Origin of the sequence: Streptomyces sp. cmx-4-9 (assembly GCF_046548835.1) — a bacterium.
Taxonomy (GTDB): Bacteria; Actinomycetota; Actinomycetes; order Streptomycetales; family Streptomycetaceae; genus Streptomyces.
Window position 1 is genome coordinate 315110 of record NZ_JAEBEE010000007.1, and the last position, 15745, is coordinate 330854.

A 15745-nucleotide genomic window follows, 5' to 3' on the forward strand; every position below is an offset into this window, starting at 1 on the left:
CTTGCTCCTTCACAGATGGCGACGTCGCTGCGCGGCTTGCCGGTCGTACTCTTCGCGGGCCGCCGCCGCGGACGAACGCGTCGCGGTCTCGGCCACAGGAACATCCCACCACGCCTGCGCCGGGGGCGGGCCCGACACAGTGTCGGGTGTTCGGGTCTGTGCGTAGACACATGTGGGACGGTCCGCGCGGCGCGCCACCTCCAGGGCTTTTCGCAGGTCACCGAGGGTGCGGGTGCGAATGACGGCCATCCCGAGGGAGGCCGCGTTCGCCGCGAGGTCCACCGGGAGCGGGTCGCCGCCGTAGCCGCCGTCGGCCGTCCGGAAGCGGTACGCCGTGCCGAAGCCCTCCCCGCCCACCGCTCCCGACAGGCCGCCGATGGAGGCGTAGCCGTGGTTGTCGAGGACGAGCAGCCGGAGCGGGACGCGTTCCTGGACGGCCGTCACGATCTCGGTCGGGTTCATCAGGTACGTGCCGTCTCCGACCAGGGCCCACACCGGGCGGCCGGGCGCGGCCAGGGCCACGCCGATCGCGGCGGGGATCTCGTAGCCCATGCAGGAGTACCCGTACTCGACGTGGTACTGGTCCGCCGAGCGGGAGCGCCACAGCTTGTGCAGGTCGCCGGGGAGCGAGCCGGCGGCGTTGACCAGGATGTCGCTGCCGTCGACGAGGGAGTCGAGCAGTCCGAGCACCTGGGCCTGGGTGGGCGGGGCGTCCTCGTCGGCGGCGGGCACGGCGTAGGCCCGGTCGACGAGGGCTTCCCAGTCCCGCTTCGCTGCCCGGTACCCGTCGGCGTACGCGGGGTCCACCCGGTGGCCGGAAACCGCCTCCCGGAGCGCGTCCAGGCCTTCGCGGGCGTCGGCGACCAGCGGCAGTGCGGCGAGCTTGTGGGCGTCGTACGGGTCGAGGTTGAGGCCGATGAAGCGGACGCCGGGGTCCTGGAACAGGGTCGCGGAGGCGGTGGTGAAGTCGGTCAGCCGGGTCCCGGCGGCGATGACGAGGTCGGCCCGGCGGGCCAGGCCGTTTGCGGCGGCCGTCCCGGTGTGGCCGATCCCGCCGAGGTCGGCGGGGTGGTCGTACGCCAGCGCCCCCTTGCCCGCCTGGGTGGAGGCCACCGGGATGCCCGTGGCCTCCGCGAAGGCGGCGAGGGCGGCCTGGGCGCCGCTGTGCCGGACCCCGCCGCCGGCCACGATCAGGGGGCGCGTGCAGGCCCGTACGGCCCCGGCCGCCGCCGCGAGTTCCGTGCGGTCGGGGCCGGGCCTGCGCACGGCCCAGACCCGTTCGGCGAAGAACTCCTCGGGCCAGTCGTGGGCCTCGGCCTGGACGTCCTGCGGCAGGGCGAGGGTGACGGCGCCGGTCTGCACCGGGTCGGTCAGCACCCGCATCGCCTGGAGTGCGGCCGGGACCAGCGCCTCGGGGCGGGTGATCCGGTCGAAGTACCGGGACACGGGCCGCAGGGTGTCGTTGACGGAGACGTCCCCCGCGTACGGGACCTCCAGCTGCTGGAGCACCGGGTCGGCGGGCCGGGTCGCGAAGGCGTCCCCGGGCAGCAGGAGCACCGGGATCCGGTTGATCGTGGCGAGGGCCGCCCCGGTGACGAGGTTGGTGGCGCCGGGCCCGATCGAGGTGGTCACGGCGTGCGCGGACAGCCGCCCGCTCTGCCGGGCGTAGCCGACGGCGGCATGCGCCATGGCCTGTTCGTTGCGGCCCTGGAGGAAGGGCATGGCCTGCGGGCCGCTCTCCAGCAGGGCCTGCCCGATCCCGGCGACGTTGCCGTGCCCGAAGATCCCCCAGGTCGCGGCGATCAGCCGCTGCCTGCGGCCGTCGCGCTCGGTGTACTGACGGCCCAGGAACCGTACGAGTGCCTGGGCGACGGTGAGCCTCATCGGTCCTCCGCGCGGTAGAGGGGCAGCCGGGGGTCGACGGCCCGGCCGGCCCAGGTGTCCCGGATCCAGCCGTGGTCGGGGTGGTCGCGGATCAGCCACTCCCGGGTGCGGTCCGGTCCGGCCATGACGTTGAGGTAGTACATGGTGTGGCCGGGCGCGGCGATGGACGGCCCGTGCCAGCCGTCCGGGATGAGCACGGCGTCCCCGGTGCGCACCTCGGTGAGCACGTCGGTCGTCCCGGCCGGCGAGGGGCTGACGCGCTGGTAGCCGAAGCCGGGGGTGTCACCGTGCGGGGCGATCTCGAACCAGTAGATCTCCTCCAGCCGGGACTCCTCGCCGGGGTGGTGCTCGTCGTGCTTGTGGGGCGGGTACGAGGACCAGTTGCCGCCGGGCGTGAGCACCTCGACGGCGATCAGCCGGTCGCAGTCGAAGGCGCCGGCCGCGGCGAAGTTGTTGACCTGGCGCGAGCAGCTCCCGGCGCCGCGCAGTTCGACGGGGACGGCGCGGGCGGGCCCGTACCGGGCGGGCAGCCGGCGCTCGCAGCGTGCACCGGCGAGCGCGAACCGGCCGCCGGCGGCGGAGCGGATCGTGGCCCGGCCGTCCCGGGGCAGGTAGGCGAAGTCGGTCACGGCGTCGAAGACCCCGCTGCGCCCGTGCAGCACGAAGTCCTGCGGGTCCGGGGCGGCCGTGTCCCGGCCGGCTCCGCTGCCGGGTTCCGGGTCCGGTCCGGCGTAGCGGACCCCGCAGCCGCCCGACAGCGGGAGCACGATCCACTCCGCGTCCCCGCAGGCGTGCTCGTGGCTCTCCCCCGGCGCCAGCTCCAGCACCCGCAGCCTGGTCCACTCCATCGCGCGCTCACTCGTCAACGGCACGGCCGAGCACCTCCTCCACCTCGTCGGGGTACGGCATGGCCGAGGAGCAGGCGAGCCGGGAGGCGACGATCGCCCCGGCTGCGTTCGCGTACCGCATGGTCCTCGCCAGGTCCCAGCCGGCGAGCAGCCCGTGGCACAGGGCCCCGCCGAAGGCATCGCCCGCCCCCAGCCCGTTGACGACCTCCACCGGGACCGGCGGGACCTCGGCGGTGGCGCCGTCGCGGTGCACGGCCAGGACCCCGGCCGGGCCGCGTTTGACGACGGCGAGCTCCACCCCGGCGTCGATCAGGGCGCGGGCGGCGGCGCGGGGCTCGCCCTCCCCGGTGGCGATCGCGCACTCCTCGGCGTTGCCGACGGCCACCGTCGCATGGGCCAGGGCCCGTTCGTAGGAGGGGCCGGGCCCCTCCCGCCACAGTGTCGGCCGCCAGTCCAGGTCGAACACCGTGATCCCGGAAGCGGCGGCCAGGCCCTCGGCACGGCCCTCGGTACGGGCTTCGACACGGGCTTCGACACGGGCTTCGGTACGGGCTTCCAGCGCGGCCAGGGTGGCGGCGCGGCTCGGTTCCTCGCTGAGGCCGGTCCCCGTCATCCAGAACACCCGGGCTCCGCGGACGGCGTCCAGGTCCAGCTCCTCCGGGCGGATCTCGAGATCGGGGGCCTTGGGCGCGCGGTAGAAGTACAGCGGGAAGTCGTCGGGCGGGAAGATCTCGCAGAACGTCAGCGGCGTGGCCAGGCCCGGCACTTCACCGGCCCACCGGGCGTCCACCCCGAAGGCGCCCAGTTGCGCCCGCAGATAGGCCCCGAAGGGGTCCGCCCCGGTCCGGGTGACCATCGCGACCCGCCGCCCCAGCCGGGCGGCGGCGACGGCGACGTTCGCGGGGGACCCGCCCAGGAACCTGCCGAAGGAATCCACCTCGGCCAGGGGCACGCCGGTCCGCAACGGGTAGAGATCCACCCCGATCCGTCCCATCGTGATCAGGTCGAACGCGAGCGGTCCACCGGTCACGACCAGTCCTGCCTTTCCTCGTCCATCCCGTCCCCCCTGCCTTCGAGCCTCGCACCCTAAGGTGGCGCCATGACGTCCTCCCCCTCCGCGTTGACCCGTATTCGCATCGGTTCGGCCCCGGACTCCTGGGGTGTCTGGTTCCCCGACGATCCCCGGCAGACTCCTTGGGAACGCTTCCTCGACGAGGTGGCCGACGCCGGGTACGAGTGGATCGAGCTCGGCCCCTACGGGTACCTCCCCACCGATCCCGTCCGGCTCGGCGAGGAGACCGCGAAGCGGGGCCTGCGCGTGTCCGCGGGCACCGTCTTCACCGGACTCCATCACGGGCCCGCCGTGTGGGAGGACACCTGGGCCCACGTGTCGCGGATCGCGGCGCTCACGCAGGCGATGGGCGCCGCCCACCTGGTCGTCATCCCGTCGTTCTGGCGCGACGACAAGACCGGGGAGGTCCTGGAGGACCGCGTCCTGAGCGCGGGACAGTGGCGCGAACTGGCCTCCCAGACCGAGCGGCTGGGCCGCGAGGTCATGGACCGGTACGGGCTGCGGATCGTCGTCCACCCGCACGCCGACACCCACATCGACACCCCGCAGAACGTGGCCCGCTTCCTGGACGCCACCGACCCCGGCCTGGTCTCCCTGTGCCTGGACACCGGGCACTACGCGTACTGCGGCGGCGACAGCGTCGAGGCGATCGAGGCCTTCGCGGAGCGGATCGGCTACCTCCACCTCAAGCAGGTGGATCCGCGGGTCCTCGCCGAAGTCGTGGCGCAGCAGCTGCCGTTCGGTCCGGCGGTGGGCCGCGGGGTGATGTGCGAGCCGCCGTCGGGGGTACCCGCGCTGGAGCCGGTCCTGGCGGCGGCCCAGGGGCTGGGGGTGGACCTGTTCGCCATCGTCGAGCAGGACATGTACCCGTGCCCGCCCGACCGGCCGCTGCCGATCGCCCGCCGTACCCGTGGCTACCTGCGCTCCTGTGGCGCCTGAAGGAGGAACCGAGATGACCGCAACCGGCGCGAGCGCCCCCCTCGGCATCGCCGTCGTCGGCACCGGGAGGATGGGCTGCGACCACCTGGGCCGGATCGGCCGGAGCGTGGGCGGGGCCCGGGTGGTGGCGGTGGCCGACCCGGACGGGGACCGGGTCAAGGAGGTCGCGGGCGGGCTGCCCGGCGTGAGCGCGCACACCGACCCGGCGGCGGCGGTGGCGGCGCCCGGGGTCCAGGCCGTGCTGATCGCCTCGCCGGGGCCCGCTCACGAGGAGGCGATCCTGCACGCTCTGCGGCGGGGGCTCCCGGTGCTGTGCGAGAAGCCGCTGACCCCGGATCCGGAGGGTGCGCTGCGGGTGATGGAGGCCGAGCAGCGGCTGGGGCGCCGCCTGGTGCAGGTGGGGTTCATGCGGCGGTACGACGCCGAGTACGCGCGGCTCAAGGAGCTCCTGGACGCGGGGGGCATCGGCCGGCCGCTCTTCCTGCACTGCCGCCACCGCAACGCCTCGTCGCCCTCGTTTTTCACCAGCGACATGCTGATCAGCGATTCGGTGGTGCACGAGGTGGATGCGGCCCGCTGGCTCCTGGGACAGGAGGTCACGGCGGTGACGGTGCTCTCCCCGCGGCCGTCCTCGGCGGCGCCGGAGGGGCTGGCCGATCCCCGGCTGGTGCTGCTGGAGACCTCCGGCGGGGCCGTGGTCGACGTGGAGATCTTCGTCAACTGCGGCTTCGGCTACCAGGTCCGGTGCGAGGCCGTCGGCGAGACGGGCACCGCGCGGATCGGGGACGGCCACGCGATGGTGGTGGAATCGGGGGGCCGGTGGGGCGGGGAGATCGACCAGGACTACACGGTGCGCTTCGCCGACGCCTACGACCGGCAGCTGAGGAGCTGGGTGGCCGCGGCCGCCCGGGGGCGGGTGGCGGGGCCGGACGCCTGGGACGGGTACGCGGCGGCGGCCGTCTCGCAGGCCGGCCTGACGGCCGCGCGCAGCGGCGCACGGACCCCGGTGCACCTGGCCGACCGCCCGCCGTTGTACGCCTGAACCCGGCGCGGCAGGCCATGCGCGACGGGCCCGGCGGGCCCGGCGCGGCAGGCCATGCGCGGCAGGCCCGGCGGGGCAGGCCCTGGGCGTACGGGGCCCGGCCGGGCAGGCCCGGCGCGGCAGGCCATGCGCGGCGGGGCAGGCCATGCGCGGCAGGCCCGGGGCGACGGGGCCCGGCCGACCGCCCGCCGTTGTACGCCTGAACCCGGCGCGGCTGGCCAGGCGCGGCAGGCCCGGGGCGTACGGGGCCTGGCCGGGCAGGCCCGGCGCGGCTGGCCCGGTGCAGCAGGCCCGGCGGGGCAGGCCCGGCCGGCGTCCGCCCGCGCGGCCGCGCTCCGGGCCGCCGCGCGCTCCGGGCCGCCGCTCGGGATCGGTGAGGGCGGGGCGGGGCGGGGAGGGCGGGAACACCCGGGCGGGTTCTGTCGTTCGACCTCCGTCAGACCGCCCGGGGCGGGCCGTCGCCCGGCCCCGGCGCACCGCCCGACACCGTGAACCGGGGGAAGACCTTGCCCGACGCCTCGCCTGCCGCCACCGCCACCGCCTCCCCGCTCCCGCCGCTCGTCGCCCAGGCGGAACGCCTGATCGCGCTGGGGGTGCACACGCTCGCCGGGATGTCCGCCGACGAACTGCTCGCCTTCGCCGCGAGCGCCGGCCGCGGGGACGGCGACGCCCTGCTCGCCGTCCATCCGGACCGCGCCCCCGCCTCGGCCCTGGCCCCGCTGCTCCGCCGCGACGGCAAGCCCGGCTTCGTCGTCACCGACATGCAGGACATCGACCTGTTCGCCCCCTGCGGCGTCGATCTGCCGGACGCCCCGCTGTACCTCGTCACCGGCCTCGACCGCGGTGACCACCTGGCCAATTGGAGCCCGGAGGAGGCACTGCCCGAGCTGACCGGGCAGGACCGCAGCCCGCTCGTGCTCACGGAGGGCATCCACTGGCTGCTCCAGCAGCCGGCGGTCCTCGAACGCAACCGCTGCTTCATGACCATCGGTTCCCGGCTGCGCAAGGCGAACGGCACGCTGGACGCCCGCACCCCGGCCCTGTGGATCAGCAACGGCACGGGGCGCGACGGCCTTGAGCGGCGCAACGCCCCCAAGGTCGGCTGGTGCTGGTGGGGCAACCGGCACACCTGGCTGGGCTTCGCCTCCGCCTCGGGCCGCGAGGACCGGTAGGACCCGTAGGGCCGGTAGGACAGGCAGGACCGGCTCAACGGCGGCCCCGTGCCTGCCCTGTGGCACCGGCACGTCACAGGAGTCACCCCCGTGTCACACATATCCGCATTACGCGGGTTTTCCGTCACAGGCGCTCGACAGGCCCTCCCCTGACCTCACCCGGGGTCGTTCCCTGGGCACAACCCGAGTGATCGTCAGTGTCCACGCGCCGGCTCCCCCGACGGCCTCCCGGCCGGCCCCGCGGCGTGGACCAGGAGGTGTCGTGCATGAGCGACCGTCAGCTGTGGTCCTACAAGGAGATCGCCGCCCACATCCGCGTCCAGCCGGACACCGTGCGCTCGTACCGCAAGCACGGCCTGCTCCCCCCGCCCGACCACGTGGAGGGCGGCAAGCCCTACTGGTACGCCGACACCGTCCGCGCCTGGGTGGCCCGCCGTCCCGGCAACCGGGGCCGCCGCGAGGACTGACCGTCCGCGCGGCGGCGCCGGGTCCGGCGGGCCCTGACCGCGGCCCGGCCGGTCCCCCGGCCGGCCGGGCCGCCCCCTCACCAGGTCTCCTCCTCGCCGGCCGCCGCCCGGGTGCCGGTCCGCATCCGGGCCCCGTCCGCGCCCCTCCCCCGGGCCCGCAGACGCAGCCCCAGGAGCGGGAACGCCAGGATCGACAGCATGCCCGCGCCGACCAGCGCGGCCGCCTCCCCCGGTTCCAGCTTCCCGTCCTGAAGCCCCAGGGTGGTGATCGCCACCACCAGGGGCAGGGCCGTGGAGCCGAACAGCACCAGCGCGGACCGGTCCCGCCGGCTCAGGTCCCGCGGGGCCAGCAGCCACATGGGCAGCCCGCGCACCAGCAGGAACAGCGCGAGGAACACGGGCAGCAGCAGGAGCGCCGATCCGCCCGCGAGCAGCGCGTCCAGGTCGAACTCGATTCCGGTGACCACGAAGAACAGCGGCACCAGGAAGCCGAACCCCAGGGCCTCCACCTTCGACAGCACGGTCGCGCTGCTCTCCGGAGCGGCCCCCTGGAGCACCAGCCGGGTGAGCAGCCCGGCCGCGAAGGCTCCGAGCAGGATGTCGAGTCCGAGCACCTGGGAGAGCGCCAGCATCCCCACGAGCAGCAGCATCACCAGCCGTACGGCGAACTGGGCGCTGCTGTGCAGGGTCTTGGCGATGACCTCCCGGAACCAGGGCGGCTTGGGCCGCGCGGCCCACAGGACCCCGAGGACCGTCAGGACGGCGAAGGCGGCCAGGACCGCCATGGAACGGGCCGGGGAGCGTCCGCTGAGCAGCAGCGCCATGGCGATGATCGGACCGAACTCGCCGACCGAGCCCATGGCCATCATCACGGAGCCGAAGCTGCTCTCCAGGTCGCCGGCGTCCCGCAGCACGGGAAGGATCGTGCCGAGCGCGGTGCTGGTGAGGGCGGTGCCGAGGTAGACGCCCTTGTCGAAGCCGTCCCCGAGCAGGATCCCGACGCCGAGGCCGAGGGCCAGCGCGGCCGCCCAGGCCCACAGCGACCGGGTGAGGGTGTCCCCCCGGACCTGGTCGAACCGGATCTCGTAGCCGGCGAGGAAGATCAGCATGGCGAGGCCGAGATTGCTCAGCACATCGATGACCTCCCCGCTGCCGGCCCAGCCGAGCACGTCGGGACCGAGCACGATGCCGAGCAGGATCTCGAAGATCACCAGAGGGACCGCCGCCCAGCGCGCGACCGCATGGGCGAGCAGCGGGGCGAGGACGGCGGCGGCCATGATCAGGACGAGCGTTCCCGAGTGATCCATACCGTCATTTACCTACAGACCGGACGATCCGGCCCTCCGTGAACCGCCGGGCCGGATACTCGCCTCCATACCCCCTAGGGGTATAGTCTGGTGACATCGGGAGGACGGTGGAGGCATCCGTCGCCCTCCCGGCGACCGGACACCCCCCGAAGAGGAGAACGACATGAGCGCCGAGACGGACACCGAGACCACCACCGTCTACCGGGTGACCGGCATGACCTGCGGGCACTGCGAGGGCGCGGTGACCTCCGAGCTCTCCGCCCTGCCGGGGGTCAGCTCGGTCAAGGCCGTGGCAGCGACCGGCGAGGTCACCGTGGTCAGCGCCGCCGCGCTCGCCGACGAGGACGTACGGGCCGCCGTGGACGAGGCCGGCTACGCGTTCGCCGGCCGGGCCTGAACCCTCCCCGGGACGAGCCCGCAGGACCGCGTCATCCGCAGTACCCGCAGCACCCCGCAGTACCCCGCCGGGTCGTACCGGCCAGCTCATACTGGTTCCGTACGACCCGGCCATCCCCCTGGAGCCGGAACATGACCAGCACAGTGCACGACGGGCCCCTCGAAGCGGTCGAGCTCACGATCGGCGGAATGACCTGCGCCTCCTGCGCGGCCCGCATCGAGAAGAAGCTCAACCGGATGGACGGCGTCCAGGCCACGGTGAACTACGCCACCGAGAAGGCCCGCGTCTCCTACAGCGGTGACGTCCAGGTCGCCGACCTCATCGCGACCGTCGTCCGGACGGGCTACACCGCCGAGGAGCCCCCGCCTCCGCAACCGGAACCGCAACCGGAAGCCGCCGACGGGGCTCCGGCCGCGTCCGCGCCCGACCCCGAGCTCGCCGCCCTGCGCCGCCGGCTGCTGGTCTGCGCCGCCCTCGCCCTGCCCGTCGTCCTGCTGTCGATGGTTGCGGCCCTCCAGTTCGACAACTGGCAGTGGCTCGCCTTGACCCTGGCCGCCCCCGTGGCCGTCTGGGGCGCCCTGCCCTTCCACCGGGCCGCCTGGACCAACGCCCGGCACGGCGCCGCCACCATGGACACCCTGGTCTCGGTCGGCACCCTGGCCGCCTTCGCCTGGTCCCTGTGGGCACTGTTCCTCGGCAACGCGGGCATGCCGGGAATGCGCCACGGCTTCGACCTGACGATCTCCCGTACGGACGGCTCCTCGGCCCTCTACCTGGAGGTGGCGGCCGGCGTCGTCACCTTCATCCTCCTCGGCCGGTACCTGGAGGCCCGCTCCAAGCGGAAGGCCGGCGCGGCCCTCAAGGCCCTGATGGAACTGGGCGCCAAGGACGTCGCCGTGCTGCGCGGCGGCCGGGAGGTCCGCATCCCGGTGGGCTCGCTCGCCGTCGGCGACCGCTTCGTGGTGCGCCCCGGCGAGAAGATCGCCACCGACGGCACGGTCGTGGAGGGCAGCTCCGCGGTGGACGCCGCCCTGCTGACCGGCGAGTCGGTCCCCGTGGAGGTGTCCGTCGGCGACACGGTCACCGGCGCCACCGTCAACACCTCCGGCCGGCTCGTCGTCGAGGCCGCCCGCGTCGGAGCCGACACCCGGCTCGCCCGGATGGCCAGGCTCGTCGAGGACGCCCAGAACGGCAAAGCAGAGGTCCAGCGCCTGGCCGACCGGATCTCCGGGGTCTTCGTCCCGGTGGTCCTGCTGCTCGCGCTCGGCACCTGGGTCACCTGGATGCTGGTCAGCGACGACCCCGCCGCCGCCTTCACCGCCGCCGTGGCCGTCCTGATCATCGCCTGCCCGTGCGCCCTGGGCCTGGCCACCCCGACCGCCCTGATGGTCGGCACCGGCCGCGGCGCCCAGCTCGGGATCCTGATCAAGGGACCCGAGGTGCTGGAGTCCACCCGCCGCGTCGACACCGTCGTCCTGGACAAGACCGGCACCGTCACCACCGGCCGGATGGCCCTGACCGGCGTGCACCCCGCCCCGGGCGTCGACGCCGGGGAGCTGCTGCGCCTCGCCGGGGCCCTGGAGGACGCCTCCGAGCACCCGGTCGCCCGCGCCGTCGCGGCGGAGGCGGCCCGGCAGGCCGGTGCGCTCCCGGTCCCCGAGGGCTTCGCGAACCTGGCCGGGCTGGGCGTGCAGGGCGTGGTCGAGGGCCGGGCGGTCCTGGTGGGCCGGGAACGGCTGCTGGCCGACTGGTCGATCACCCTCCCGCCCGGTCTCGCCGAAGCCAAGGCGGCGGCCGAGGCGCAGGGCGCCACCGCCGTCCTGGTGGCCTGGGACGGCGCGGCGCGGGGCGTGCTGACGGTGGCCGACGCGGTCAAGGAGACGAGCGCCGAGGCGGTCGCCCGGCTCCGGGCCCTCGGCCTGACCCCGGTGCTGCTGACCGGCGACAACAAGGCCGTGGCCGAGGCGGTGGCCCGCGAGGTGGGCATCGACGAGGTGATCGCCGAGGTGCTCCCGCAGGACAAGGCGGAGGTCGTCCGCGGACTCCAGGAGCGGGGCCGTACGGTGGCCATGGTCGGCGACGGCGTCAACGACGCGGCGGCGCTGGCCCAGGCGGACCTGGGCCTGGCCATGGGCACCGGGACCGACGCCGCCATCGAGGCGGCCGACCTGACCCTGGTGCGTGGCGACCTCAGGGTGGCGGCGGATGCGATCCGGCTGTCCCGGCGGACCCTGGGCATCATCAAGGGCAACCTGTTCTGGGCCTTCGGCTACAACGTGGCCGCCCTGCCGCTGGCCGCCGCGGGCCTGCTCAACCCCATGATCGCGGGGGCTGCGATGGCCTTCTCCTCGGTCTTCGTGGTGACGAACAGCCTCCGGTTGCGCTCCTTCCGCTGACGGAGCACCTCCCCGGGCCGCACACATTTCCTTCACAGGAGACGCAGATCACAGTGATCGCGACGTAACCATCCGGGGTCGGCACGGGTCTAATGGGGCGATGCCAGGAACGTCTTGGGGGATGTTCCACGGAGGTCTTGGGGGACGTCCGCGGCATCAGCCGGCCGGGACGCGTGCCCGCGGGAAGCTTTGAGCGGCCCTCCCGACCCGATACGGGTCCCGGCAGACACCGACGCCCTGGTCCGGGTCCCGTGGGGGGAATCCGTTCCGGGGAATGGAAAGCGCCCCGACCGTCGACCCGTGGGGGGATCGGCGGCGGGGCGCTTTTCGCATGCCATGCGCGGTGTGCGGCCTGGGGGCCGCGGTGGGGCAGGACCTCGGGTCAGCGGGCCTCGACCGGGACGAAGTCGCGCAGGACCTCGCCGGTGTAGATCTGGCGCGGGCGGCCGATGCGGGAACCCGGCTCCTTGATCATCTCGTGCCACTGGGCGATCCAGCCGGGGAGGCGGCCGATCGCGAAGAGCACGGTGAACATCTCGGTGGGGAAGCCCATGGCCCGGTAGATCAGGCCGGTGTAGAAGTCCACGTTCGGGTAGAGGTTGCGCGAGACGAAGTACTCGTCGGCCAGCGCGTGCTCTTCCAGCTTCAGGGCGATGTCCAGCAGTTCGTCGCTCTTGCCGAGCGCCGAGAGGACGTCGTGCGCCGCCGCCTTGATGATCTTCGCCCGGGGGTCGAAGCTCTTGTAGACGCGGTGCCCGAAGCCCATCAGGCGGACGCCGTCCTCCTTGTTCTTCACCTTGCGGATGAAGGCGTCGACGTCGCCGCCGTCGTTCTTGATGCCTTCCAGCATCTCCAGGACGGACTGGTTGGCGCCGCCGTGCAGCGGGCCCCACAGGGCGGAGATGCCGGCGGAGATCGAGGCGAACATGTTCGCCTGCGAGGAGCCGACCAGGCGCACGGTGGAGGTCGAGCAGTTCTGCTCGTGGTCCGCGTGCAGGATCAGCAGCTTGTCCAGCGCCGAGACCACGACCGGGTCCAGGTCGTACTCCTGGGCCGGCACCGAGAAGGTCATGCGCAGGAAGTTCTCGACATAGCCGAGGTCGTTGCGCGGGTAGACCACCGGGTGGCCGACCGACTTCTTGTACGCGTAGGCCGCGATGGTGGGGAGCTTGGCGAGCAGCCGGATCGTCGAGAGGTGGCGCTGCTTCTCGTCGAAGGGGTTGTGGCTGTCCTGGTAGAACGTCGACAGCGCGCTGACCACGGAGGACAGCATCGCCATCGGGTGCGCGTCCCGCGGGAAGCCGTCGTAGAAGCGCTTCACGTCCTCGTGCAGCAGTGTGTGCTGGGTGATCTCGTTGCGGAACGACGCGAGCTGGTCGACGGTCGGCAGCTCACCGTTGATGAGCAGGTAGGCGACCTCGATGAAGGTCGACCGCTCGGCCAGCTGCTCGATCGGGTAACCGCGGTAGCGCAGGATGCCCTGCTCACCGTCGAGGTACGTGATCGCGGACTTGTACGCCGCGGTGTTGCCGTAACCGCTGTCCAGAGTGACGAGCCCGGTCTGGGCCCTCAGCTTCGAGATGTCGAAGCCCTGGTCGCCGACGGTGCTCTCGACCACCGGGTAGGTGTATTCACCGTCCGCGTACCGGAGTACTACAGAGTTGTCGCTCACGTCATCCCTCACCGACGTAGTGCCTCTTCTTCGAGGTGCCCTGACTGCCTCTACCTTCCCCCATTTGGCGCAGGAGAGTGCACTCGGGGTCGGCCTTTGGTGCTTCTGACGGCACTGAGTGCCGTCAAGCTGCTCATCCTGCCCCCTCCGCACCGGTGGTGGAACCCCAAATGATCGATCATTTAGGTGATGTTTCCCACCGGTATCCGGCCGGACAGCCTGGGCGCGACCGCCGTGTACCTCCTGCCTGCGGAAACCGTACGCACCGCCTGCCCGAGGGCCTTGCGGGACCCGACGAGGACCACGAGTTTCTTCGCCCTGGTCACCGCCGTGTACAGGAGGTTCCGCTGGAGCATCATCCAAGCCCCGGTGGTGACCGGGATCACCACGGCCGGATATTCACTCCCCTGGGAGCGGTGGATGGTGACGGCGTAGGCGTGGGCCAGCTCGTCGAGTTCCGCGAACTCGTAGCCGATCTCCTCGTCCTCCTCGGTCCGTACCGTCAGGCGCTGTTCGTCCGCGTCGAGGGCGGTGACCACGCCGACCGTCCCGTTGAACACGCCGTTGGCGCCCTTCTCGTAGTTGTTGCGGATCTGGGTCACCTTGTCGCCGACCCGGAAGACCCGGCCGCCGAAGCGCTTCTCCGGCAGGTCCGGGCGGGCCGGGGTCATCGCCTGTTGGAGGAGCCCGTTGAGGTGCCCGGCGCCGGCCGGCCCGCGGTGCATGGGCGCCAGCACCTGGACGTCGCGCCGGGGGTCGAGGCCGAATCGGGCCGGGATCCGGCGGGCGGCGACGTCGACGGCGAGCCGCCCGGCCTCCTCGGTGTCCTCCTCGGGGAAGAGGAAGAAGTCCGGCAGCCCGTCGGTGAGCGGCGGCAGGCCGGTGTTGATGCGGTGGGCGTTGGTGACCACACCCGACTGCCGGGCCTGGCGGAAGATCCGGGTCAGCCGGACCGCGGGCACCGGACCGCCCTCGGCGAGCAGGTCCCGCAACACCTCCCCGGCGCCGACGGACGGCAGTTGGTCCACATCCCCCACCAGCAGCAGGTGCGCACCCGGGGCCACCGCCTTGACCAGCTTGTTGGCCAGCAGCAGGTCCAGCATCGAGGCCTCGTCGACGACGACCAGGTCCGCGTCCAGCGGCCGGTCCCGGTCGTACGCGGCGTCCCCGCCCGGCTTCAGCTCCAGCAACCGGTGCACCGTGGAGGCCTCGGCCCCGGTCAGCTCGGCCAGCCGCTTCGCCGCCCGCCCGGTCGGCGCGGCCAGCACCACCTTGGCCTTCTTGGCCCGGGCCAGCTCGACGATCGAGCGGACGGTGAAGGACTTGCCGCAGCCCGGGCCGCCGGTCAGGACCGCGACGCGGCGGGTGAGCGCGAGCCGCACCGCGTCCTGCTGCTCGGGGGCCAGCTCGGCTCCGGTCCGGCCCGCGAGCCAGCCCAGCGCCTTCTCCCAGTCCACGTCCTGGAAGGAGGGCATCCGGTCGTCTTCGGCGTGCAGGAGCCTGCGCACCTGCCCCACCAGGGACAGTTCGGCGCGGTGGAAGGGGACCAGGTACACGGCGGTCAGCGGGTCAGGGCCGCCCTGCGGGTCCGGTACCCGCTCGCGGACCACCCCCTCCGGGTCGGCGGCGAGTTCCGCCAGGCAGTCGATGACCAGCCCGGTGTCGACCTGGAGCAGCTTCACCCCGTCGGCGATGAGCCGCTCCTCGGGCAGGAAGCAGTGGCCCTGGTCGGTGGACTGGGACAGGGCGTACTGGAGCCCGGCCTTGACCCGCTCGGGGCTGTCGTGCGGGATCCCGACGGCCTGGGCGATCCGGTCGGCGGTGAGGAAGCCGATGCCCCAGACGTCGGCGGCGAGCCGGTAGGGCTGGTTCCGCACCACCGAGATGGAGGCGTCGGCGTACTTCTTGTAGATGCGCACCGCGATGGAGGTGGAGACGCCCACCCCTTGGAGGAAGACCATGACCTCCTTGATCGCCTTCTGCTCCTCCCAGGCGGCGCCGATCATCTTCGTCCGCTTGGGGCCGAGTCCGGGGACCTCGATCAGCCGCTTGGGCTCGCCCTCGATGACGTCGAGGGTGTCGGTGCCGAAGTGCTCCACGATCCGGTCGGCGATCTTCGGGCCGATCCCCTTGATCAGGCCGGAGCCGAGGTAGCGCCGGATGCCCTGGATGGTCGCGGGCAGCACCGTGCGGTAGTTCTCCACCGTGAACTGCTTGCCGTACTGCGGGTGGGATCCCCAACGGCCCTCCATGCGCAGCGATTCACCGGGCTGCGCGCCCAACAGGGCGCCGACGACGGTGAGGAGGTCGCCGCTGCCGCGGCCGGTGTCGACCCGCGCGACGGTGTAGCCGCTCTCCTCGTTGGCGTAGGTGATGCGCTCCAGCACCCCCTCCACCACGGCCGGCTGCACCACCCCATTGGTCACCATGGCACGAAGCTACCGTGCGGCGCCGACAGCATGGCGGTCCTGTGGACGAAGCGGAGGGCGGGGAGCGAGGGGGGCGGAGTACACCAAGGGGGTCCGGCCCTGCGGCCGGACCCCCTCACG

12 protein-coding genes are annotated in these 15745 nt (G+C 73.2%); 6 read left to right on the forward strand and 6 right to left on the reverse strand.

The features are described 5' to 3' along the window. Positions 1 to 9: 9 nt before the first annotated feature. From iolD to ACLJTM_RS23065, 3 genes are read right to left on the reverse strand one after another with little or no spacing between them, the layout of a single operon-like run. Complete coding sequence (gene iolD / locus ACLJTM_RS23055; protein WP_411105580.1) at positions 10 to 1884, reverse strand: 3D-(3,5/4)-trihydroxycyclohexane-1,2-dione acylhydrolase (decyclizing); 1875 nt, start codon at positions 1882 to 1884, stop codon at positions 10 to 12. After that, positions 1881 to 2732, reverse strand: coding sequence for a 5-deoxy-glucuronate isomerase (gene iolB / locus ACLJTM_RS23060; protein ID WP_411105793.1), 852 nt, complete (start codon positions 2730 to 2732; stop codon positions 1881 to 1883). Before iolB ends, iolD begins: the two co-directional genes overlap by 4 nt. Before the next feature lie 7 nt (positions 2733 to 2739). Further along, a complete protein-coding gene (locus tag ACLJTM_RS23065; protein ID WP_411105794.1) occupies positions 2740 to 3726 on the reverse strand; it encodes a 5-dehydro-2-deoxygluconokinase in 987 nt (328 codons plus the stop codon). A 105-nt stretch (positions 3727 to 3831) separates the two neighbouring features. Between ACLJTM_RS23065 and ACLJTM_RS23070 the strand changes: the two genes are divergently transcribed. The 4 genes from ACLJTM_RS23070 to ACLJTM_RS23085 all read left to right on the forward strand — a co-directional run bounded on the left by ACLJTM_RS23070 (position 3832) and on the right by ACLJTM_RS23085 (position 7424). Further along, complete coding sequence (locus ACLJTM_RS23070) at positions 3832 to 4743, forward strand: sugar phosphate isomerase/epimerase family protein (protein WP_411105581.1); 912 nt, start codon at positions 3832 to 3834, stop codon at positions 4741 to 4743. 13 nt (positions 4744 to 4756) lie between these two features. Then, positions 4757 to 5785: a Gfo/Idh/MocA family protein gene (locus ACLJTM_RS23075; RefSeq protein WP_411105582.1), complete on the forward strand. Its 1029-nt coding sequence runs from the start codon at positions 4757 to 4759 to the stop codon at positions 5783 to 5785. Between the two features lie 506 nt (positions 5786 to 6291). After that, a complete protein-coding gene (locus ACLJTM_RS23080) occupies positions 6292 to 6957 on the forward strand; it encodes a DUF5701 family protein (RefSeq protein ID WP_411105583.1) in 666 nt (221 codons plus the stop codon). Between the two features lie 266 nt (positions 6958 to 7223). Beyond that, complete coding sequence (locus ACLJTM_RS23085; RefSeq protein WP_030710687.1) at positions 7224 to 7424, forward strand: helix-turn-helix transcriptional regulator; 201 nt, start codon at positions 7224 to 7226, stop codon at positions 7422 to 7424. Positions 7425 to 7501: 77 nt separating this feature from the next. Here ACLJTM_RS23085 and ACLJTM_RS23090 read toward each other — a convergent pair whose 3' ends face one another. Next, positions 7502 to 8731: a cation:proton antiporter gene (locus tag ACLJTM_RS23090; RefSeq protein WP_411105584.1), complete on the reverse strand. Its 1230-nt coding sequence runs from the start codon at positions 8729 to 8731 to the stop codon at positions 7502 to 7504. Between the two features lie 163 nt (positions 8732 to 8894). On the opposite strand from ACLJTM_RS23090, the gene ACLJTM_RS23095 reads away from it, so the two are divergent. Together ACLJTM_RS23095 and ACLJTM_RS23100 are read left to right on the forward strand one after the other, a co-directional pair. After that, entirely contained in the window at positions 8895 to 9128 is a 234-nt protein-coding gene (locus tag ACLJTM_RS23095; RefSeq protein ID WP_411105585.1) for a heavy-metal-associated domain-containing protein, read from the forward strand. 131 nt (positions 9129 to 9259) lie between these two features. After that, on the forward strand, positions 9260 to 11524 hold the full coding sequence (locus tag ACLJTM_RS23100; protein ID WP_411105586.1) for a heavy metal translocating P-type ATPase: 2265 nt from the start codon (positions 9260 to 9262) through the stop codon (positions 11522 to 11524). Positions 11525 to 11906: 382 nt separating this feature from the next. On the opposite strand, the gene ACLJTM_RS23105 is transcribed toward ACLJTM_RS23100, so the two are convergent. Continuing rightward, positions 11907 to 13196 carry a citrate synthase gene (locus ACLJTM_RS23105; protein ID WP_411105587.1) on the reverse strand — a complete coding sequence of 430 codons (1290 nt, stop codon included), beginning with the start codon at positions 13194 to 13196 and terminating at the stop codon, positions 11907 to 11909. A 182-nt stretch (positions 13197 to 13378) separates the two neighbouring features. Further along, positions 13379 to 15625, reverse strand: a complete 2247-nt coding sequence (locus ACLJTM_RS23110; protein ID WP_411105588.1) for an ATP-dependent RecD-like DNA helicase — start codon at positions 15623 to 15625, stop codon at positions 13379 to 13381. Between the last annotated feature and the right edge of the window lie 120 nt (positions 15626 to 15745).